This is a genomic window from Streptomyces sp. AHU1 (genome assembly GCF_045343905.1).
Classification (GTDB): Bacteria; Actinomycetota; Actinomycetes; order Streptomycetales; family Streptomycetaceae; genus Streptomyces; species Streptomyces triticiradicis.
In genome coordinates this window covers 1,179,036-1,196,173 of record NZ_CP174283.1, presented here as the reverse complement: position 1 = coordinate 1,196,173, position 17,138 = coordinate 1,179,036, and the positions used below count along the sequence as shown (strand labels likewise).

Annotated in this window: 26 protein-coding genes; 14 read left to right on the top strand and 12 right to left on the bottom strand. The window is 71.0% G+C overall.

Translation table 11 applies throughout. From position 1 onward, the window contains the following. Positions 1 to 38: 38 nt before the first annotated feature. From ACICHK_RS05545 to ACICHK_RS05520, 6 genes are all read left to right on the top strand, one after another. Positions 39 to 1,019 (top strand): VlmB-like protein, encoded by a 981-nt coding sequence (locus tag ACICHK_RS05545; protein ID WP_406835974.1) that lies wholly within the window; start codon positions 39 to 41, stop codon positions 1,017 to 1,019. Continuing rightward, a complete protein-coding gene (locus tag ACICHK_RS05540) occupies positions 1,019 to 1,930 on the top strand; it encodes an alpha/beta fold hydrolase (RefSeq protein WP_406835973.1) in 912 nt (303 codons plus the stop codon). The genes ACICHK_RS05545 and ACICHK_RS05540 overlap by 1 nt, the downstream gene beginning before the upstream one ends. A 220-nt stretch (positions 1,931 to 2,150) precedes the next feature. Further along, entirely contained in the window at positions 2,151 to 2,786 is a 636-nt protein-coding gene (locus tag ACICHK_RS05535; RefSeq protein ID WP_406835972.1) for a TetR/AcrR family transcriptional regulator, read from the top strand. Positions 2,787 to 3,284: 498 nt separating this feature from the next. Beyond that, positions 3,285 to 3,545 carry a hypothetical protein gene (locus ACICHK_RS05530; RefSeq protein WP_406835971.1) on the top strand — a complete coding sequence of 87 codons (261 nt, stop codon included), beginning with the start codon at positions 3,285 to 3,287 and terminating at the stop codon, positions 3,543 to 3,545. After that, a complete protein-coding gene (locus tag ACICHK_RS05525) occupies positions 3,542 to 3,844 on the top strand; it encodes a hypothetical protein (RefSeq protein WP_406835970.1) in 303 nt (100 codons plus the stop codon). The genes ACICHK_RS05530 and ACICHK_RS05525 overlap by 4 nt, the downstream gene beginning before the upstream one ends. 453 nt (positions 3,845 to 4,297) lie before the next feature. Further along, positions 4,298 to 5,032, top strand: coding sequence for a DUF4232 domain-containing protein (locus ACICHK_RS05520; protein ID WP_406835969.1), 735 nt, complete (start codon positions 4,298 to 4,300; stop codon positions 5,030 to 5,032). Positions 5,033 to 5,251: 219 nt separating this feature from the next. On the opposite strand, the gene ACICHK_RS05515 is transcribed toward ACICHK_RS05520, so the two are convergent. After that, positions 5,252 to 6,082, bottom strand: a complete 831-nt coding sequence (locus ACICHK_RS05515) for a class I SAM-dependent methyltransferase (protein WP_406835968.1) — start codon at positions 6,080 to 6,082, stop codon at positions 5,252 to 5,254. Between the two features lie 138 nt (positions 6,083 to 6,220). On the opposite strand from ACICHK_RS05515, the gene ACICHK_RS05510 reads away from it, so the two are divergent. The 5 genes from ACICHK_RS05510 (at position 6,221) to ACICHK_RS05490 (ending at position 8,574) form a co-directional block, all read left to right on the top strand. Continuing rightward, positions 6,221 to 6,814, top strand: coding sequence for a TetR/AcrR family transcriptional regulator (locus ACICHK_RS05510; RefSeq protein ID WP_406835967.1), 594 nt, complete (start codon positions 6,221 to 6,223; stop codon positions 6,812 to 6,814). A 167-nt stretch (positions 6,815 to 6,981) separates the two neighbouring features. Next, positions 6,982 to 7,146, top strand: coding sequence for a 50S ribosomal protein L33 (gene rpmG, locus ACICHK_RS05505; RefSeq protein ID WP_151467191.1), 165 nt, complete (start codon positions 6,982 to 6,984; stop codon positions 7,144 to 7,146). 75 nt (positions 7,147 to 7,221) lie between these two features. After that, positions 7,222 to 7,482, top strand: coding sequence for a type B 50S ribosomal protein L31 (locus tag ACICHK_RS05500; RefSeq protein WP_151467192.1), 261 nt, complete (start codon positions 7,222 to 7,224; stop codon positions 7,480 to 7,482). Positions 7,483 to 7,523: 41 nt separating this feature from the next. After that, a complete protein-coding gene (gene ykgO / locus ACICHK_RS05495) occupies positions 7,524 to 7,646 on the top strand; it encodes a type B 50S ribosomal protein L36 (RefSeq protein WP_151467193.1) in 123 nt (40 codons plus the stop codon). Positions 7,647 to 7,968: 322 nt separating this feature from the next. Continuing rightward, the gene (locus tag ACICHK_RS05490) at positions 7,969 to 8,574 is read left to right on the top strand and encodes a GPP34 family phosphoprotein (protein ID WP_151467194.1); all 606 of its coding nucleotides are present in this window, start codon (positions 7,969 to 7,971) and stop codon (positions 8,572 to 8,574) included. A gap of 62 nt (positions 8,575 to 8,636) precedes the next feature. Here ACICHK_RS05490 and ACICHK_RS05485 read toward each other — a convergent pair whose 3' ends face one another. From ACICHK_RS05485 to ACICHK_RS05445, 9 genes are all read right to left on the bottom strand, one after another. Next, positions 8,637 to 9,794 carry a hypothetical protein gene (locus ACICHK_RS05485; protein WP_406835965.1) on the bottom strand — a complete coding sequence of 386 codons (1,158 nt, stop codon included), beginning with the start codon at positions 9,792 to 9,794 and terminating at the stop codon, positions 8,637 to 8,639. Positions 9,795 to 10,090: 296 nt separating this feature from the next. Next, entirely contained in the window at positions 10,091 to 10,504 is a 414-nt protein-coding gene (locus ACICHK_RS05480; protein ID WP_406835964.1) for a gas vesicle protein K, read from the bottom strand. After that, complete coding sequence (locus tag ACICHK_RS05475) at positions 10,494 to 10,733, bottom strand: gas vesicle protein (protein WP_406835963.1); 240 nt, start codon at positions 10,731 to 10,733, stop codon at positions 10,494 to 10,496. The genes ACICHK_RS05480 and ACICHK_RS05475 overlap by 11 nt, the downstream gene beginning before the upstream one ends. Beyond that, the gene (locus ACICHK_RS05470; RefSeq protein ID WP_406835962.1) at positions 10,730 to 11,647 is read right to left on the bottom strand and encodes a GvpL/GvpF family gas vesicle protein; all 918 of its coding nucleotides are present in this window, start codon (positions 11,645 to 11,647) and stop codon (positions 10,730 to 10,732) included. The genes ACICHK_RS05475 and ACICHK_RS05470 overlap by 4 nt, the downstream gene beginning before the upstream one ends. Further along, on the bottom strand, positions 11,628 to 12,041 hold the full coding sequence (locus tag ACICHK_RS05465; protein WP_406835961.1) for a gas vesicle protein: 414 nt from the start codon (positions 12,039 to 12,041) through the stop codon (positions 11,628 to 11,630). Before ACICHK_RS05465 ends, ACICHK_RS05470 begins: the two co-directional genes overlap by 20 nt. Further along, positions 12,038 to 12,289 carry a gas vesicle protein GvpG gene (locus ACICHK_RS05460; RefSeq protein WP_406835960.1) on the bottom strand — a complete coding sequence of 84 codons (252 nt, stop codon included), beginning with the start codon at positions 12,287 to 12,289 and terminating at the stop codon, positions 12,038 to 12,040. Before ACICHK_RS05460 ends, ACICHK_RS05465 begins: the two co-directional genes overlap by 4 nt. A gap of 10 nt (positions 12,290 to 12,299) precedes the next feature. Further along, complete coding sequence (locus tag ACICHK_RS05455) at positions 12,300 to 13,013, bottom strand: GvpL/GvpF family gas vesicle protein (protein ID WP_406835959.1); 714 nt, start codon at positions 13,011 to 13,013, stop codon at positions 12,300 to 12,302. 3 nt (positions 13,014 to 13,016) lie between these two features. After that, positions 13,017 to 13,475 (bottom strand): gas vesicle structural protein GvpA, encoded by a 459-nt coding sequence (locus tag ACICHK_RS05450; RefSeq protein WP_406835958.1) that lies wholly within the window; start codon positions 13,473 to 13,475, stop codon positions 13,017 to 13,019. A gap of 28 nt (positions 13,476 to 13,503) precedes the next feature. Further along, entirely contained in the window at positions 13,504 to 13,851 is a 348-nt protein-coding gene (locus tag ACICHK_RS05445) for a gas vesicle protein (protein WP_406835957.1), read from the bottom strand. Positions 13,852 to 14,017: 166 nt separating this feature from the next. On the opposite strand from ACICHK_RS05445, the gene ACICHK_RS05440 reads away from it, so the two are divergent. Both ACICHK_RS05440 and ACICHK_RS05435 read left to right on the top strand, forming a co-directional pair. Next, positions 14,018 to 14,842, top strand: a complete 825-nt coding sequence (locus ACICHK_RS05440; protein WP_406835956.1) for a histone protein — start codon at positions 14,018 to 14,020, stop codon at positions 14,840 to 14,842. Between the two features lie 4 nt (positions 14,843 to 14,846). Next, a complete protein-coding gene (locus tag ACICHK_RS05435; RefSeq protein WP_406835955.1) occupies positions 14,847 to 15,926 on the top strand; it encodes an SRPBCC family protein in 1,080 nt (359 codons plus the stop codon). A gap of 165 nt (positions 15,927 to 16,091) precedes the next feature. On the opposite strand, the gene ACICHK_RS05430 is transcribed toward ACICHK_RS05435, so the two are convergent. Further along, positions 16,092 to 16,460 (bottom strand): low affinity iron permease family protein, encoded by a 369-nt coding sequence (locus ACICHK_RS05430; RefSeq protein WP_406835954.1) that lies wholly within the window; start codon positions 16,458 to 16,460, stop codon positions 16,092 to 16,094. A 2-nt stretch (positions 16,461 to 16,462) separates the two neighbouring features. Beyond that, positions 16,463 to 16,639 (bottom strand): CsbD family protein, encoded by a 177-nt coding sequence (locus ACICHK_RS05425; protein WP_151467204.1) that lies wholly within the window; start codon positions 16,637 to 16,639, stop codon positions 16,463 to 16,465. 285 nt (positions 16,640 to 16,924) lie between these two features. Between ACICHK_RS05425 and ACICHK_RS05420 the strand changes: the two genes are divergently transcribed. After that, entirely contained in the window at positions 16,925 to 17,095 is a 171-nt protein-coding gene (locus ACICHK_RS05420) for a hypothetical protein (RefSeq protein WP_406835952.1), read from the top strand. The last annotated feature ends 43 nt before the right edge of the window (positions 17,096 to 17,138 follow it).

The following is a 17,138-nucleotide window of genomic DNA, read 5'->3' as shown; positions in this document are numbered from 1 at the left end:
ACCAAGACAGACAGCCACCGGAAAACGAGGACTGCACCATGACCCAGACCCAGCCCCAGACCCAGATTCCAGTGGTTCCAGTCGAGGCCGACTGGGACACTGCTCCGGGTGTACTGGAGGGTGCCCGGAGCCTGGAACTCACCCCCGGCATCTGCAATTTGCCGTACTGGATCGAGCACGTGGCCGGTTCCATGCTGCGCCGACTCGCCGACGGCACGGTGCGGGCGGATGCCCCGACCGAGGCGGTGACCCGCCCCGGCCCGTTGCACGATGCCCTCGTCGACGAGTTCACCTTCCGCACCCTGGCCGAGGAGAAGGCAGCCCGCGCGCTGTCCTTCCTCGTCTTCCACGCGCCGGACAACGACTGCCTGGAGTTCTTCTCCACGCAGTTGATCGACGAGGCCCGGCACGCGCGAGTCTTCAGGGAGCACCTGCTTACGGCCGGAGTCCCGGCCGGTGAACTCGCAGGGGCGATCGCGCGTACTGCCGCCTCCTCGGGGGCGGCTGTCCTGGACCCGCTGGAGGAGTTCGGCCTGCATGTCCTGCGCGACCAGGGCGACTTCCACGGTGGTGTGCTCGTGCTGACAGTCCTGGTGGAAGGCGTCCTCGCGCCCGCGGCCGAGCTGAGCGAGCGCAAGTGGAAGTTGCTGGATCCCTCGGCGGCCCTCGTCGAACGGGGGGCCAACATGGACGAGATCCGCCATCTCGCCGTCGGCAGCGCCGTCATCCGCGACCACCTCACCCGCCACCCCGACCAGCGGCCCCGTCTCCAGGCCCTCATCCAGGAGGGCCGCCGCCTCTGGGAGAAGCTGCCCATGGCCGAGGTGCTCTTCCGCCGCGAATCCCTGTTCCAGGAAGGCCTCGCCGAACACGGTCACCTTCTGGGCGACTACGAGATCTGGCCGGGCCGCCGCCTGGTCGACACCGGTGTCCAGGAGCGGATGGAGGCGGCGGAACGGTGGTCCCGTGAGACCCAGGAGGCACGGTTGGCGTACATGCTGCTCGACGGGACGCTGTGATGGACGGGCAGGGGGAGAGGGAAGCCGGAGCCGAGGTCTGGCGGATCCCGCTGAGGGGGGCTGAGGGGCCGCCCCCGTCGTCCCTTTCGGCACGCGTCACCAGTCCCGTCGACCCGCCGCGTGCAGTGATCGTGATCTGGCCGGCGCTCGGGGTCGACGCAACCTACTACGACCCGTTCTGCGAGCAATTGGCCGCCCTCGGCATCGCCGCGGTGGCCGTCGATCTGCGGGGCCAGGGCGCGAGCCGCCCCCGTCCCGGCCGGAGCACACGTCACGGCTACCACGAACTCGCCTCTCGGGACTGGCCGGTGGTCCTCGACGCCGTGCGCGGGCGCTTCGGCCCCGGCGTGCCGCTCTACCCCCTGGGCCACAGCATCGGCGGCCAGGTCGGCGTGCTGTACCTGGCACGCGAACCCAAGTCGGTGGACGGCCTGCTCCTCGTCGCGGCCGGCTCGGTGGACTTCCGCGGATTCCGGGGTGTGGCGCGCTACCGAGTGCTGGCGTCCACGCAACTCGTCGCTCTGATCGCCACCCTCTGGGGCTTCTGGCCGGGGCATCGGCTCGGTTTTGGAGGCCGTCAGCCGGCCCGGCTGATGCGCGACTGGGCCCGGATCTGCCGTACCGGCCGCTTCGCGCCGGCCGGAGCCGACATCGACTACGGGGCACGCCTCGGCGCGGTCACCCTGCCGGTACTGGCGGTGTCGGTGGCGGGCGATCACTTGGCCCCCGCGGGCGCGGTCGACCGTCTGTGCGCCAAACTCCCTGCGGCCGAAGTGGAACGTTGGCACTATCGCCCCGACGGCGGCGAACGTATCGACCACGTCCGCTGGGCCCGCCGTGGTGCGGGGATCGCCGAGCGGATATCCGGCTGGCTCGCGGAGAGGGAGACGACGGTTCAACGACCCTCGTGACCTGGGTCCTGATGCATGACGGCTCGAGACCACGCGAGAGAGCACGGGGCAAGGACCTCCCCGTGCTCTCTGGCTTCCATGGCGGTACGACAATCAGAGTGTCGGGCTTGAGTAATGGCTCGGTGCCCCTCATCATGCAAGAACGAGACGGCTCGTTCTGGGGCCGTTTGCTACGGCGGTGCGTGCCTCCGCCATGCGCGATCGGAGGACTCATCAACCCATGGGACAAAAGAGAACTCTCGCCCCGGTGTCGGACGAAGGCGGTCAGCGGATGCGGGACCTGGAAGCGCGCGAGCGCATCCTCTCGACGACGCTGCGGATGCTCGGAGCCCTCGGCTACTCCCGGCTGACGATCGGGGGCATCGCGCAGGAGGCCGCGGTGGGGAAGGCCACCATCTACCGGTCGTGGCCCAACAAGGCGGCACTGGTACTCGACGCCGTGCGCGTGCAGCTGCCGGAAGTGCCCGTCGCCGACATCAGTGACAGCAAGGAGGAGATCGTCGCTGTGGCCGAGACGCTTGCGGAGATCTACGGCTCGCCCAAGGTCAGGCTGGTTCTGCCGGCCCTCGTCTCGGACGCGGCGGCCGACCCCGAACTCGGTCAGCGCCTGCGCGAGGAACTCATCGAGCAGCGCAAGAAGCAGTCGCTCGTGGTGCTCGACCGTGCGGTTGACCGCGGCGCCCTCCCGCGGGATGCCGACACCTCCACGGTGCTGGACATGTGGGCCGGACTGATGTTGTTCCGCAGCCTGTTCTACGGCGTCAGCCCCGACAAGCAGTCCATACGCAACCTGGTGAGCGCGACTCTCGCCTCCCCGCCCCGCACCACCGCCACGGGCGAGCCGCCGGTGGGCTGAGGTGCGGGCGCCTCCCCGCTTGGCGCACGGCCATGACATGGCATGGCAGGACTGCTGTGGCTGTGCGCCGGAGGGGGAGGACAGCGGCCCCGGTGCCGAGGTCCGTCTTCAAGGATCAGCGCAGAGCAGTGCCTCGAACCGCGGTCGGGGACGCACCACCCTCAGGTCCGGCGGCACAGGGCCGAGATCTCGGATGAGGTGACCCCGTCCGCTCATGCGCTCCACGGAGGCACTGCCGCCCATCCCTCTGCGGCAAGGTCAAGCGATCTTGGAACCTTATGGCAGCCCTGTCGCTGCCCGTCGACCTGACTTGGCCGAACGGCAGGTGCCTTCAGAACTCGTGACGATCCGCGAAGCCCTCAACCGGACCCTGACGTCAGAACTCGGCTCTGGCGCAGACTTTGGGAAGCGGTCACGGAAAGTCACTTCGGTGTCCGATGGTGGGAGACGGCGGCGCGTGAGACGCCGTGCCCGGACTGCGGTCGCTTCTCGGCCCCGGTGCACGACCGCTGTCACCGTAGGTCGAAGGACATTCCGCTCGCTGAACAGGGCTTCGTCGTTCGGTTGACGGTCCGGCGCTTTGTCTGTGGGGCGGGGCTGCCCGCGTCGGGCGTTCGCCGAGCCGTTCTCGCCTTGGCGGGGCGGGCCGACGCCCGGCCGGCCGCTCATCTGGGCTTCGGCACGGGTCGGATGACCCTGCTGCGCAGGGTCATGGCGCTGCCCGACCCGCAGTTCGGCACGCCGCGTGTCTGGGCGTGAACGACTTCGCGATCCGGCACGGTCAGACCTACTCCACCGTCCTGACCAGCATCGAGGACCATCGCGTGGTCGAGGTCCTCCCGACACGTGAAGCCGGGTCTCTGGCCGCGTGGCTGGTCCGTCACCCAGGAGTGGAGATCATCTGCCGGGACCGGGCGGGCGCCCATGCCGAGGGTGCCCGGCTCGGTGCTCCGACGCTCTGCGGGTCGCTGACCGGTTTCACCTGTGGCGGGGCCTCGGCCGGGCCGGCTTTCACCCGGGCCGGTACCGGGAAGCCTCCGCGAGCTGCCTGCCTGTGAATGGGGACGACTCGGAGTCCCCGCCCTCCTGGCAGGCGTCCGCACGGTCACCTGCCAGGTACGTCAACCCCGGCAGCCGACGGCCGCGGCGAGGTCGGACCGCTTCTGTCACCGGCGCCGCCCCATCCCGGTCGACCACATCCTGCACCGGTCTGCACAGCGCCTCGGGCGGCGACACCAGGCCCGCTTCAGCCACTGCGAACGACGCGGACACAGCCCCTGAACCGCCCGGCAATCAGAGCAAGCACCGTCGCGGTACCAGGACCTCTTCCGTGCCCCGACCGGACGGACCGCGGCCGCCGTCCGGACCGGTGGTCCACGGTGACCGGTAGCCGTCGCGTCACCGTCGTGTCACAGGCCTGTGCGCAGGTGAACCACGGAAGCCGTCCGGCGATCTGTAGCGACGAGTGCCGGTGAGCGACCGGCACCTGAACAGCTCGATCGGGGGACACCATGCAGTACGGGATGCACTTCGGGTCGCGTGCCCGCGGAGCCGCTCTGGCCGTGGCGGCCGTGTCGGCGGCCGCACTTCTCATGACCGCGTGCCAGCCGGGTCCGGAGGCCGCGGGTTCCACCACCTCGCCGTCGGGCGCCGCGAAGAAGCCGACCGCCTCGGCCCCCGGCTCCCCGGCGACCGCGAAGCCCTCCGGCGGCACGGGAGCCTCGGCCGAGCCCGCGGGCGACTCCTCGACCAAGGCCCCGGCCTCGGTGCCCGCCACCGCGACACCGGCGACGAAGAAGACCAAGACGTGCGCCGCGGAGTCCCTGAAGGCGTTCATGTACCAGGCCGACGTACGGCCTCCGGGCACCGGAACCGGAGCCGCGATCGTCGAGTTCACCAACATGTCCGGAGCGACGTGTGTCCTGCAGGGGTACCCGACCGTGGCGGGGGCGGCCAACGGCTCCCCCGAGAAGAACAAGCCGCTGACCGTGACCCGCACCGGCCCCTCGGCCGAGGTGGTGCTCGCACCCGCCGCGAAGGCATGGGTCAAGATGACGTTCGTCCAGGTCCAGGGCGAGGCCGACGGCTACTGCGTGTCCGGGTCCACCCCGGTCGGCTACCCGACCCTGGTGGTCGGTCTGCCCGGCAGTGGAGCGACCCAGCTCGCCCTGGAGGGCGGCGGCGTGCTGGCCGAGTGCGACAACAAGGCGACGGTCACGGCCGTCACCGCGACGAAGCCTTCCTGACCGTCACCGGTGCGCCGCCGTCGCCGCCCCCGCCGCGGCGGGAGCGCGGTGGAGGTGGGTGTCGGGGCGGAGCCGTCCGTAGGCTGCCGGAACCGGGCCGCGCGGGCCCGGTCCTGCGGGCGGTGACCGGAGAAGCCTGTTGCGCCGGACCCGTGGAACGGGCCGGGTCCGGACCTGCGGAACGGGTTCGGTCCGGACCTGCGGAACAGGCGGAGACGGTCACGCCGGCACGGTCCTCAGCGCGGTGACCGCCACCGTCGCGCAGGGCATGGTGAAGCGGCCTCCCAGAGCGTCGACGGCGGCTCCCACCTCATCGAGCACGGATGCCAGCGCGTCCGCGGGGAGCCGGGTCAGGATGCCCTGGGTCGGCATCACGTCCAGCCACGTGTCCCGGGTGCAGGACCACTTCCAGTCGAAGCCCCACTCCGCCGGTGCGGCGAAGCCGCCCACCTCGCGGAACCCGTCGGCCGCCTTGTCGAGCATCGGCCGGTACGGGTCCGCGGTCGGCCGTGTCATCGCCTCGAAGTCGAACGGGGAGCCGGGCATCGTCCTCCGGCAGGCCGCGGCGGTGGCCCGTGCCACCTCGGCAGGCAACTGGAACGTGTTCCAGAACGCGGCGAACCGCCCGCCCGGCCGCAGCACCCGCCTCACCGCGGCGGCTCCCGCGACCGGATCGACCCAGTGCCAGGACTGGGCCGCGACGACCGTGTCGAACACGCGCCCGGCCGGATCCCAGGCCTCGGCGGTCGCCACCTCGACCTCGGTGCCGAGCCGCCGGGCCGTCCTCGCCATCCGCGCGTCGGGATCGACACCGAGGACGGTGCAGCCCGCGGCCTGGAACTGGCGGGAGGCGATCCCGGTGCCGCAGCCGAGGTCCAGGACGTCGGGGCCGGGACTGCCGGAGACGATCCGTTCCACCAGGGCTTGCGGATAACGCGGCCGTGCCCGGTCGTAGCGTTCGGCGTCGGAGCCGAACGACTCCGCCACCTGTCGGTGCTCATGCGGTTCGCCCGTTGGGGGGCGCGGTTCCTCCGACGGTAAAGTGGGCATGCGCCCACTATGAGTGGGCGCGCGCCCACTCGTCAACGAGTGCGCGCCCTCCAAGCGGGCGCACGCCCACTTGCTGTCGATGGGACAGGATCCGCCGGGACCCGGTGGGCCGTCCCGCGGGGAAAGGCGGACGCCCGCATGCCGACCGGGGTGGCCCTGCGCGACGCGCGCGAGCAACTCTTCGCCGCTGCCGAACGCGTCCTGCTGCGCGACGGGCCGAACGCGCTGACCAGCAGGGCGGTCACCGCGGAGGCGGGCTGCGCCAAAGGTGTCCTGCACCGGCACTTCGCCGACTTCGACGACTTCCTCGCCGAGCTCGTGCGGGACCGGATCACCCGGCTCGATGTCCAGGCCGCCGCCCTGCGCGAGTCCGCCGGGACCGGCACCGTCGTCGGCAACCTCACGGCCGCGCTGGGCGACGTGTTCGGGTCCCTCGCCCTGGGGATCCTGGGTCTCGTCGTCGCCCGGGACGCGCTGCGCGCCCGGCTCCGGACCACCACCCCGGTCGGCCTCCCGCTGCTGACCGAGGCGACGGCGGTGATCGGTTCCTATCTCCGCTCCGAACGGGATGTGGGCCGCATCACCCCGGAGGCGGACGTCGAGGCGCTGGCGCTCGCGCTGATCGGGACCGGTCATCTGCTCTTCGCGGGCCGGGAGGGCGCCCCGCCCGACCCGGAGGGCGTCCGGCGGACGGTGGCCTCGGTCGTCGCCGGGGCCGTGCGCGAGGCGTAGCCGAGCCGGACGACGGCCCGCGCGCCGTGTGCCGCCCGCCGCCGGGAGCGTGTCGCACGCCACGTCCGAGGTCCGGGAATGCGGACGCCCGGTGCGCTGTTGGAGCCCATGTAACTGATTGGCATGCGCGAGTCAAGATCCGCGCATGGTGGGCGAAGGAGGACCTCATGGCCCGCAGTACCGCGCGCCCCGTCGTCACGCTGAAGTCGACGGCCGGGACCGGCGCCACGTACGTGACGCGCAAGAACCGCGGAAACGACCCCGACCGGCTCGTCCTGCGCAAGTACGACCCGCTGGCGGGCAGGCACGTCGCGTTCCGGGAGGAGCGCTGACCGCACGCCGGACATGCCCGGCGGCGTGACCGTCGTATCCGCGAACGCATCCGCAGTGACCGAGGAGGAAGCCGCATGAGGCCCGACATCCACCCCGAATCCCGTCCGGTCGTCTTCCGGGACCGTTCCGCGGGCGTCGCGTTCCTGACGCGATCCACCGCGCGTTCCGCGAAGACGATCGAGTGGGAGGACGGCGTCGTCCGTCCGCTCATCGACGTGGAGATCTCGTCGGCGAGCCACCCGTTCTACACCGGGACCTCGAGGGTCCTGGACACCGCGGGCCGGGTGGAGCGCTTCGAGCGCCGCTACGGCCGCGCGGCGTCGAACCGGCGCTGACCGCCGGAACGCGCCGAGTCCGGCAGGAGGAGGACAGAGTCATGAAGGTGCGCAAGTCGCTGCGCTCGCTGAAGTCCAGGCCCGGGTCCCAAGTGGTCCGCAGGCGCGGCGTGGTCTTCGTCGTGAACAAGAAGAACCCCCGTCTGAAGGCCCGCCAGGGCTGACGGAGCATCAGACGGAGGGCATCCGGTCCGGCCGGCGCATCGCGCGTCGGCCGGACCGGCCGTACGTGGGCCGCACGCGGACCGTTCCCGGGACCCTCTTCGAGGACGTGGCCATGAAGATCATCACACCATGGCATCTTTTCGCTCCGTCGACGGAGCCCGCGGCTCGATGACGCGCCGGTCCGCCGGGAGTTACGATCACGATCGTGACGTGCCCTTCCTCCGCGGGCGATCGGATCGCCCGCGGAGGGTGGCGCGGTGGACGCGCTGGATCCGATGCGTGACGGTCGCGCCGGGCGAAGTACTCCGAAGGGAGCCGTTCGTGACCACGGCCAGGGACTTGTTCATCATCACGATGGACAAGGAGCCGGAACGTTCTGTGGGGCAGGGCGACCTGTCGCTGGCCCTCGCCGGAGCCGAGGTGATCGATCTCCTCGCCGGCGAGGTCATCACCCTGGACGGCGACAGGATGACGCCGGCGAGGCAGCCGGCGACGGACGACCGTTTGCTGGGCGAGGCGGCGTCCTCGCTCGTGCGGCAGGTCCCGTACGAGCGGGTCGAGGACTGGCTCTGGCGCAGGGGCCGCGATCTGGCCAAGGCCTACCAGGCCGACCTCGAACAGGCGGGCCAGCTGACCCGGCAACGGCGGAGCCGGCTGCCGTTCGGCGGCGAGCGGATGGAACTGGTGGACTCACCGGCCCGTAGCCGCGCGATGCACCGCTGGGCGGCGGACGAGCCCGTCCTCGCCGCGCTCGCCGAGGTCGTCGGGATCCCCGTCGAGCAGGCCGACGACACCTCGTCGGTCGAGGACGAGGCGGTGACCACCGTCCTGGTCGCCGTGCACGACGCGGTGATGGAACTGGAAGCCGTCCGGCAGCGCCGGGCCATCGAGAACGCGGCGTTCGCCAACATCTGGCGCGGCGCCTGACGGAACCCGCGCCGAGGGGCGGGCCCGGAGCGGCACGCGTACCGCTCCGGCCCCACGGGAGGTCACTCGGAGGCCTCGCGGGCCCGTTGCTCGCTCTCGCGCGCTTCCTGGAGGTGGGCGTCGACGCGTTGCGCCCGCCGGGGCAGCAGCGAGTCCGTGACGCGCTGGAGCGTCTTCGTCAGGGGATGCTTGTCCTGCCCCCGGGCGGAGTTCCGCACGGCGGACGCCGCCTCGCGGTACTCGACCATCTCGGCGAGCGCCGCGTGGGCGAGTTCGGTCGCCTCGCGGTACAGGTCGCGCGACTTCGTCATGGCTTCGAGGGCCTCCGAGTACGAGGCCACCAGGGCGCGCGCACGGGCGAGTTCCTCTTCCATGGTCAGCAACTGCCAGTCCTCGCGCAGTGCCGTGAGCGCCGCCGCCGCCTCGTCCGGCAGCGGCCAGGGGAGTGCCGCGAACTGCGTGATCTTGTCGAGGAGTTCCGTCGGTTCGGAGCCGTCGAGGAAGACGCTGCGCACCCTGAACGCCTGCTCGTCGAACCCGACGCGGGCGGGTGTGCCGGACAGGATGACGGCCCCGCCGCGCGGTACGGACGTCCCGAGGTCACCGAGCGCCCAGTTGACGGCGTGGAACTGCTCGGGCGTGGCCCGGTGTTCCACCACGCGGTGCCGCAGGGCGGGCGGCAGCAGCCGGGTCAGCGGGAGGCGGCCCTCGGCGTCGGGGGTCATGGCCTCGTGGACGACGACGTTGATGCTCCAGCTGTGCCGGGCGATGTCCTTGAGCAGGCGGCGCAGCGCCGCGTCGTCCTTCGGCAGCGGGTTGATGTCCTGGAGCAGCAGCCCGGCCGCGGCGTCACGGTCCCAGGAGAGGTCGCTCCGCTCGGGCCACAGCAGCGCGGCGGGGGAGGGCCACCCGGGATCCCAGGGCCGCTCCGCCTCGGCCGCCAGCGTCCAGCGCCGCTCGCCGTCCACGTGTTCACGTCCGTCGGTGGCGAGCCGCGCCCGCACGGTGACGTCGTCGTCGACGAACCAGCGCGCCTCGAAGACGTGGCCGTCCGGCGTCGCGGCGTTCTCCTTCTCCAGGAAATCCTGGATCTTCTCACTGTTCTTCAGTTCCCGCAGGTGTTCCCGGAGAGCGTTCTGCGGGGCGGGGCCGGTGTGGCGCCCCGCGGTCAGCCAGACTGTTTCCGGGGCGGTGGGACGCTCTGTGGAGGACTTCGGCATGAGTCACTTTGCTGGTGGGGTGCGGTGTGCCCTCCCAGTATGGTCGCCTTTGGCCACGAGCCGGGCGGCGAGGCCCCCCTGAGATCACGGACTTCCGCCATCGGGTGACTATGGCTGTTTCGTTGACGGTTGACCGTATTGGGGCCATTGCGAAGAATTCGGACGGATCCCGTCGGTCCCGCCGAACTCTCACCGGTGGAGGCGGTTCCCGGTCGTCTGCCGGGTGCATGGCGGGACCCTGCCTGAGCGCGGCCGTTCCCCTCGGCGCGAAGCCGGGGCCGGGCGGCCGGCGAGGATCAGCCGGGCGGGGGCAGCAGCGTGCCCAGGGGGCCGAGGTCGAGGTTGAGGTCCTCCAGGGTGAGGCCGTGGGCCGCGCACAGGTCCGCCATCCGGTCGTGCAGGACCATGAGCGTTTCCCCCAGGCGCTCCTCGTCCTCCTCGCTGAGATCACCCTGGTCGACCCGGTGCAGCGCCTGCCGTTCCATGACCTGGCGCAGCAGTTCGACCAGCGTCAGGACCAGGCGCAGGAGATCGCGCTCGACGGTGTCGGGGTCGGTGTTGATCCGGCCGGCCGCGCGGTGGCCCCGCACGCCCGGCGGTGGCCCGTCCATGGGCTCGGCCGGGAGGAGCCGGAAGGCGCGGGCCGCGGCCTCGGCCGCCGCCTCCAGGGGATCCGCAGGCCCCAGGGCGCCGTCGCCGTCAGCCGTCATGGCCGCCTCGCGGGGGACCGGAGTGCTCGAAGGGTGACGGGTTCTCCGGGCTGACGGACACGATCAGCGCGCGCAGCGAGACGCGTACGAGATCGATGTCGGCGATGGACAGCACCACGTCCCCGGTCAGGACCGCCCCTCCGGCGAGGAGCCGGTCCAGCAGGTCGATGAGCGCGATCTGGCGGTCCGGCAGCGGTTCGGCGGCGGCCGGGCGGCCGGGCCCGCTCATGACGTGGCACCTCGTACCACCGTGCCGTCGCTGCCGTCGCTGCCGTCGGCACCGGCCGGGTCGGCCGCGCTCCTCGTGTCGTCCGTACCCCGCGTGCCCTCGTCGTCCTGGGGCACGGCGAAGGAGTACGGCGCCCACGGACCCGTGACCTCCACGCGGACACCCGCCAGTCCGTGGCCCGCTCCGGCGGCCTCGGCGCGGAAGGCCTCGCTCCGCCCGCGGGGCACCAGGAAGGCGTCGTTGAACACGTTCTCCCCCGCGTCGCCCGCCAGGACGCCCTGCTGGGGCCGGTGGGCCGCCCGGTCGGTCGCGTACGCGCGCGCCACCTCCCCCACGCGATCGGCCGCCTCCTGGGCGGCCCGGTAGGCGGCCTCCCGGTCGCTGCGCTGCCGTCTTCGGGCGCTGAGGTAGGCACGTCCCGGTGTGAGGTCCGCCGCCCGGGCGGATTCGGGGGCGGCCTCCGCGGCGGGCGCGGTCGCCTCGACGTAGATCTTCACTCCCCATTCGACCTGGTCGGCGAGGTGGTCCAGGCGCTCGGAGAACAGCCGCACCGCAGAGCGCAGCATGCCGCGCGCACTGTCGTCGTCGAGATAGACGGTCGCCAGCCGCAGCGGGAGCGCGGGGGTGCGGGCCGCGACCGCCTCGACGACCGCGTGGTGCGCCCGCGCGACCGCCTCCAGCCAGTCCAGGTCCTCCAGGTGCCGTCTGAGCCCCTCCTCGCCGAAGTCCGCCGCCGACACCGGACTCGCCACGAGCGCGACGTCCCCGCCCCCCTCCTCCCCGGCGCCCTCGGTGATCAGGTGCACCGGGGCGCCGGCCACTCCCACGAGCCCGGTCAGGGACCGTGCCAGGTCCGGGTGCGCGCGTGCCACGGCGTACGCGTAGGTGACCGGTTCACTCGTGCTCGTCGTCATCGTGATCAGCCCTCCGGCCGGTGGTGCCGTGCGGTTCCGCGTCCACCTCGGGGATGCCCCTGTCCCGGCGCAGGGCGTTCAGCTCGGCGCGCAGCCGGCGGTTCTGCTCGGCCAGCGACCGGTCGTCCCGGGCTCCTGAGGACAGTGAGGGGTCGTGTTCCCACCAGTCGATGCCCATCTCCCTGGCCTTGTCGACCGAGGCGACCAGCAACCGGATCTTGATCGTGAGCAGTTCGATGTCGAGGAGGTCGATCCGGATGTCGCCCGCGATGACGATGCCTTTGTCGAGGACGCGTTCCAGGATGTCGGCGAGATTGGCGGACGAGCCCTGTGAGTACGACGGAGCGGCCCGGGACGGATAGCCGCCCGTTCGGTTGGCGAGGGGTTCGCTCACGACAGGCCGCCCTGTTCGTGGAGCTTGATCTCCTCCAGGCGGTCGAGCAGTTGGTCCTCGATCTGGTCGAACGTCTCCTCGTCGATCTCTCCGGCGACCAACTGCTTTTCCAGTTGGGCCAGTTGGGCTCGAATCGGCCCCGGGTCGTAGTACTCCTCCTCCGCGGCCTCCAGGACCCGGTCCATCACCCAGGCGACCCCGCGCACGGGTGCCAGGGGGAGCGTGGCGAGTTGTGTGAGCAGTCCCATGGCGTCTCCGTCAGCTGAAACTGTACGGAGGGAGCGGGCCGTTGAGCCGGAACTCGAATCCCTCGCCCATCTGGTGCGTGAGACTCAGCTCCGTGGCGAGGAAGAGTTCCTCCTGCTCGTCGTTCACCAGGAAGGAGACGTTGAGGAAGTCCTCCCCGGTGGGCGGAGAGGAGTCGATCTCCTGGGAGAACGGGCGGAGCGCCTCGATCACGCCCGAGGCCAGGGACTCCTGGCGGGCCTGCACCTCGCCCGCGACCATCTCGCCGAGCCGCAGCGGCGCGTCGGGCTCCGCCGTGCCGGCGCGGATCTCGTCGTTGAGCCGCCGGGCCGCCTCCGACTCCGTGAGGATCTCCCGCAGCAGCATGTCCTCGTCCTGCGACGCCTTCAGGTTGTACTCGACGCAGCCCTCCACCCGGCGCATCCGGTCGGCGTACTCGTCACCCCGTTCCTCCAGGGCCTGCTTGACCGCGTTCTCGTCCGGGGCCGTGTAGCCGAACCGCAGAGGCAGCACGGTGCCGTCCTCCAGCAGGCGCTGCTGGACCTCCTGGTGCCGGCCGATGTCCCTGCGTTTGGGACGCAGTTCCTCCGGCGCGTCGCTCACGACCGCGCAGAGGGGTCCCGCGGTCACCGTGCGCAGCGGAGGGGACGACGGGCCGACTCCCTCGAGGCCGTCCAGGCGCAGTGGATGGTCCTTGGTCGTGATCGAGTAGATGTATACGGCCATGGCTCACTCCTCCTCGCGAGACGTGCTTTTCTCCCGCCGGGAGGAGCGCCGGGCCGGCCGCTGCCGTCGCTCGGCCGTCTCTTCCTTCTCCTCGTCGTTCCTGCCCGTCACTTCCCGGATCGTCTCGGTGATCGCGTCGGCGGCGCCGCCCAGGGCCCCCTTGGACTTGCCCCGCGCGCCGGATTCCAGGGTGTCGCCGACGAGATCGGTCAGCTTGGAGGGGGCCTTCCTGCCGGACTCCAGGTCGAGGCGGTTGCACGCCTCGGCGAAGCGCAGGTAGGTGTCGACGCTGGCCACGACGATGCGCACGTCGATCTTCAGGATCTCGATGCCCACGAGGGACACGCGGATGAAGACGTCGATCACGAGCCCGCGGTCGAGAATGAGTTCCAGAACGTCGTAGAGATTGCCGGATCCGCCGCCTCGGGCCAGACCGCCACCACTCTGCGGCACCACAGTCATGGTGCCTCCCTTCACCGGCTGTGATGTCTCAGCGCCGGTCGATTTGTCCACGTGTGTAGCGATGTTTCCTCTCGTAGGCCACCAGGTCGCCCTCCTCGTCCAGGGTCACTCGGTAGGTGGCCATCACGCTGGTGGTCTCGGGGATGCGCTCCAGTTCGAGTACCTCCACATCGGCCTCCCAACCGCCGTCCGTGGGTTTGATCGCGGAAACGGACTCGGGGGGCTGGCCGAGCAGCAGACCGAGCTGTTCCACCGCCGACCGGATGGCCCGGGCTGCGCCTCCGGAGCGGGACGGGGCCGCCTTGCCGTCGGCGGGCCGGCGCGTCGTACCTCGGCTGGTGCTGGGTCGCCGTTTCGCGGGCTCTGCTGCGGCCATGGCGTCTCCGGTCGTCGGAACGGACCCCGTACTCGGACATTGGCGTGCAATCTCATCATATAGGGGTACTTGGGGCGTCAGGTACGGATGGCTTCCCTTGAGGCCGCCCCGTCGAGCACGCGGTCCCAGGGGAAGCGCGGGCTGCGTGCTCGAAGGGAGAAGGTTCATGGATGACACAAGCAAGATTGCTCTGGCCGCGGCCGTCGCCGGGGGCTATCTGCTCGGGCGTACGAAGAAGGCCCGTCTCGCGTTCGGCGTGGCGACCTATATCGCCGGCCGCAGATTCAAGCTCGACCCGCAGCAGTTGGCCACGGAAGGGCTGAAGCGGCTTTCGGACGTTCCCGGTGTCTCGGACCTCCAGGAGCAGGTGAAGGGCGAACTGATGGACGCCGGCCGCCACGCGCTCAAGGCCGCGGCCGACCGCCGTCTCGGCGAACTGGCCGACACCCTCCGCGAACGGAGGCTGCGCATCGGTGAGGAGGACGAGAAGGGGGACGAGGCCGAAGAAGAGGAAGAGCCGGAGGACGAGTACGACGAGGACGAGGAGCCGGAGGAGGACGAGGAGCCGGAGGGCGAGGCCGAGGAAGAGGAAGAGCCGGAGGAGGACGAGGACGAGGAGCCGGAGGGCGAGGCCGAGGAGGAAGAGCCGGAGGAGGACGAGGAGCCGGAGGAAGAGGAAGAGCCGGAGCGGCCGCGAAGGCAGCGCCGGAGTGCCGGAAGCGCGTCGGGCAAGCAGGCCCCCGCATCCGCTTCCCGCAAGGGGGCCGCCAAGAAGACCGCGGCGAAGAAGGCACCCGCCAAGAAGGCGGCGGCGAAGAAGACGGCTCCGGCCAAGAAGACGGCGGCGAAGAAGGCGCCCGCCAAGAAGGCGGCGGCGAAGAAGACGGCTCCGGCCAAGAAGACCGCGGCGAAGAAGGCACCCGCCAAGAAGGCCGCCACGAAGAGGTCTTCGTCCAGAACGGCCAAGAGCACTTCCGGACGCCGGAGGTAGTGTCATGGCGACCAAAGAACGCGACAAGGACGACACGGAACTCTCGGGCCTGGACGCGCTGCGCGGAGAGCTCACCGACTACCTCGGCGCCCAGTTGGAACACCTGGTGGACAAGGCCGGGGACAAGGTCGCGGACGCGACCGACCACCTCTTCGACGTCGCCGAGAACGGCGGCCCCCTTCTGAAGGCCGGTTCTCGCATTCTGCAGGGGGACTCCCCGCTGAAGGCGATCGTGGGGGAGAAGGCCAAGAGCGCCAAGGACAGCGTCGTGGACAAGGTCAAGGGGGCCTTCGGCGGCAAGAAGGGGGGGCGGGGCAAGGGCAAGTCCGGCAGCACCAAGACCATGAACATCATCGAGGTGCTGGACGTCGGCGTGCCGATCCGGAAGGCCTACGACCACTGGTGCCAGTACGAGAAGTTCAGCAGTTTCACCAAGGGGGTGCGCAGCGCCTCCCAGGACGGCAAGGGCGGCAGCGACTGGAAGGTGAAGGTCGGTCCGTCCACCCGGGGTTGGAAGGCGACCGTCCGGGAACAGATCCCGGACGAGCGGATCGAGTGGAGCTCGGAAGGGGCCAAGGGCAGCACGCGCGGCTGCGTCAGTTTCCACGAGATCACGCCGACCCTGACCCGCATCGTGCTCGTCGTCGAGTACTACCCCTCCGGCTTCTTCGAGAAGACCGGCAATCTCTGGCGTGCCCAAGGCCGCCGTCTGCGGCTGGACTTCAAGAACTTCCAGCGCTACGTCACGCTCACCGACGAGGAGGCCGAGGGCTGGCGCGGCGAGATCCGCGGCGGCGACGTGGTCCGCACGCACGACGAGGCGCTGGAAGAGGAGGAAGCGGCCGCCGCCGACGAGGGGGAGGAAGGGGCGGAGGACTACGACGACGAGGAGAACCCGGAGGAGGACGAGGAGACCCCGGAGGACGAGGGGACCCCGGAGGACGAGGAAGGGGAGGAAGAGGAGCTCCCGGAGGAGGACGACGAGAACCCGGAGGAGGACGAGGAGGACGAGGAGAGCCCGGAGGACGACGAAGCGGGGGAGTACGACGAGGAGGACGGGGAGTACGACGAAGAGGAGGAGTGAGGGACGGCGTACGAGCGCGTCGCGTCCGGGTGCCGTCGGGCCACTGGCCCCCGCCACCCGGCCGCGGTTCCGTTCCGTCGTGATCCGTCCCGCCGGTGACGTGCGCGCGTGCGCGTGGCTCGATCCGTCGCCCGCGCGGTGCGTGAGCCCAGGACGCGAGGGCCCTCAGGTCTCGTCCTCCATGCGGATCACCTTCCTGAGGTCCTCGTGCGCCTTGCCGGGCGCGCCTTCCTGCACCTCCAGCAGTGCCGAGGCGATGGCGTCCAGCTTGCGCTGGATCGCCCGCTCGGACCGTAGCTCGGAGTTCTTCAGCAGCGCCAGGAGCAGCAGCGTCACGGCGGTCATCGCGTCGCCGGCGAGAAGGAGCCATTCCCCGGAGAGCCCGGCGACGTGAACGGCCACCGTCAGCGAGACCAGTCCGACGCAGAACGCGAAGAAGACGGGCGAGCTGGTGAACCTCGACCCGGCCTCGGCGAGCCGCTCGAACCTCCCGCGCTCTTCGCCGCCGCGGTCGGCGGGATGCTGGAGGGTCATGTTCAGTGCTTGGCCCACTTGCGTACGCGCGCCGAGGCCTTCTCCGTCATCTCCTGGGCCTTGCCGCTCAGTTGCTCACGACGGCCCGCCCTCTGCACCGAGGTGTCGCCCAGCGCCTTTCCGACGGACTCCTTCACCTTTCCCTTGATCTGCTTGACCTTCGCGTTGCCCTGGAACATCGTCGTCGCCGTCCTCCACGTGCGCGCCGTGCCACCGCACGGCGGGTCGGTTGCCTCTTCCTCACCGTGTGGCCTCGCGGACGGCACCGCAAACCGGCCTGTCCGTCCGCGTCGGCAGCCCCGGGACGGACGGCCGGTTCCTTCCCGCGACGACGCGCGGCCGGTTTCCCCCGGACACGGAGGGGGACCCGATGACGACAGCCCGGAATCATGAGACGGGCCGGACCCGACGGGGCCGGACGCAGAAGGAGCCGGGGCCGGACAGCGAAAGGACGGAGAAGGGCCATGACCGCGGACGTCGGTACCAGGAACACCTCGCGGCCGGAGACGGGATGGGCGAAGGCACGCCGCCCGGGGCGGACCGGGCCGCGGACCTGCCTTCCGGCCACGGCCGGTGAGACGGCGCGGCAGGAGCGGAACACCCCGGAGGGGAACATCATCAGGGGCGAGGACTGACCGCCCGTCACCTCTTCGCCGAGGGCCGCGCCGTCACGGGCCC

Coding starts and splice junctions, on each gene's coding strand:
- ACICHK_RS05540 (WP_406835973.1), top strand. CDS start 1,019: ATGGACGGGCAGGGGGAGAGGGAAGCCGGAGCCGAGGTCTGGCGGATC.
- ACICHK_RS05435 (WP_406835955.1), top strand. CDS start 14,847: ATGGCGACCAAAGAACGCGACAAGGACGACACGGAACTCTCGGGCCTG.
- ACICHK_RS05450 (WP_406835958.1), bottom strand. CDS start 13,475: ATGACTGTGGTGCCGCAGAGTGGTGGCGGTCTGGCCCGAGGCGGCGGA.
- ACICHK_RS05545 (WP_406835974.1), top strand. CDS start 39: ATGACCCAGACCCAGCCCCAGACCCAGATTCCAGTGGTTCCAGTCGAG.
- ACICHK_RS05455 (WP_406835959.1), bottom strand. CDS start 13,013: ATGGCCGTATACATCTACTCGATCACGACCAAGGACCATCCACTGCGC.
- ACICHK_RS05535 (WP_406835972.1), top strand. CDS start 2,151: ATGGGACAAAAGAGAACTCTCGCCCCGGTGTCGGACGAAGGCGGTCAG.
- ACICHK_RS05470 (WP_406835962.1), bottom strand. CDS start 11,647: ATGACGACGAGCACGAGTGAACCGGTCACCTACGCGTACGCCGTGGCA.
- ACICHK_RS05460 (WP_406835960.1), bottom strand. CDS start 12,289: ATGGGACTGCTCACACAACTCGCCACGCTCCCCCTGGCACCCGTGCGC.
- ACICHK_RS05475 (WP_406835963.1), bottom strand. CDS start 10,733: ATGAGCGGGCCCGGCCGCCCGGCCGCCGCCGAACCGCTGCCGGACCGC.
- ACICHK_RS05485 (WP_406835965.1), bottom strand. CDS start 9,794: ATGCCGAAGTCCTCCACAGAGCGTCCCACCGCCCCGGAAACAGTCTGG.
- ACICHK_RS05515 (WP_406835968.1), bottom strand. CDS start 6,082: ATGCCCACTTTACCGTCGGAGGAACCGCGCCCCCCAACGGGCGAACCG.
- ykgO (WP_151467193.1), top strand. CDS start 7,524: ATGAAGGTGCGCAAGTCGCTGCGCTCGCTGAAGTCCAGGCCCGGGTCC.
- ACICHK_RS05520 (WP_406835969.1), top strand. CDS start 4,298: ATGCAGTACGGGATGCACTTCGGGTCGCGTGCCCGCGGAGCCGCTCTG.
- ACICHK_RS05425 (WP_151467204.1), bottom strand. CDS start 16,639: ATGTTCCAGGGCAACGCGAAGGTCAAGCAGATCAAGGGAAAGGTGAAG.
- ACICHK_RS05500 (WP_151467192.1), top strand. CDS start 7,222: ATGAGGCCCGACATCCACCCCGAATCCCGTCCGGTCGTCTTCCGGGAC.
- ACICHK_RS05480 (WP_406835964.1), bottom strand. CDS start 10,504: ATGACGGCTGACGGCGACGGCGCCCTGGGGCCTGCGGATCCCCTGGAG.
- ACICHK_RS05440 (WP_406835956.1), top strand. CDS start 14,018: ATGGATGACACAAGCAAGATTGCTCTGGCCGCGGCCGTCGCCGGGGGC.
- ACICHK_RS05430 (WP_406835954.1), bottom strand. CDS start 16,460: ATGACCCTCCAGCATCCCGCCGACCGCGGCGGCGAAGAGCGCGGGAGG.
- ACICHK_RS05420 (WP_406835952.1), top strand. CDS start 16,925: ATGACCGCGGACGTCGGTACCAGGAACACCTCGCGGCCGGAGACGGGA.
- ACICHK_RS05445 (WP_406835957.1), bottom strand. CDS start 13,851: ATGGCCGCAGCAGAGCCCGCGAAACGGCGACCCAGCACCAGCCGAGGT.
- rpmG (WP_151467191.1), top strand. CDS start 6,982: ATGGCCCGCAGTACCGCGCGCCCCGTCGTCACGCTGAAGTCGACGGCC.
- ACICHK_RS05510 (WP_406835967.1), top strand. CDS start 6,221: ATGCCGACCGGGGTGGCCCTGCGCGACGCGCGCGAGCAACTCTTCGCC.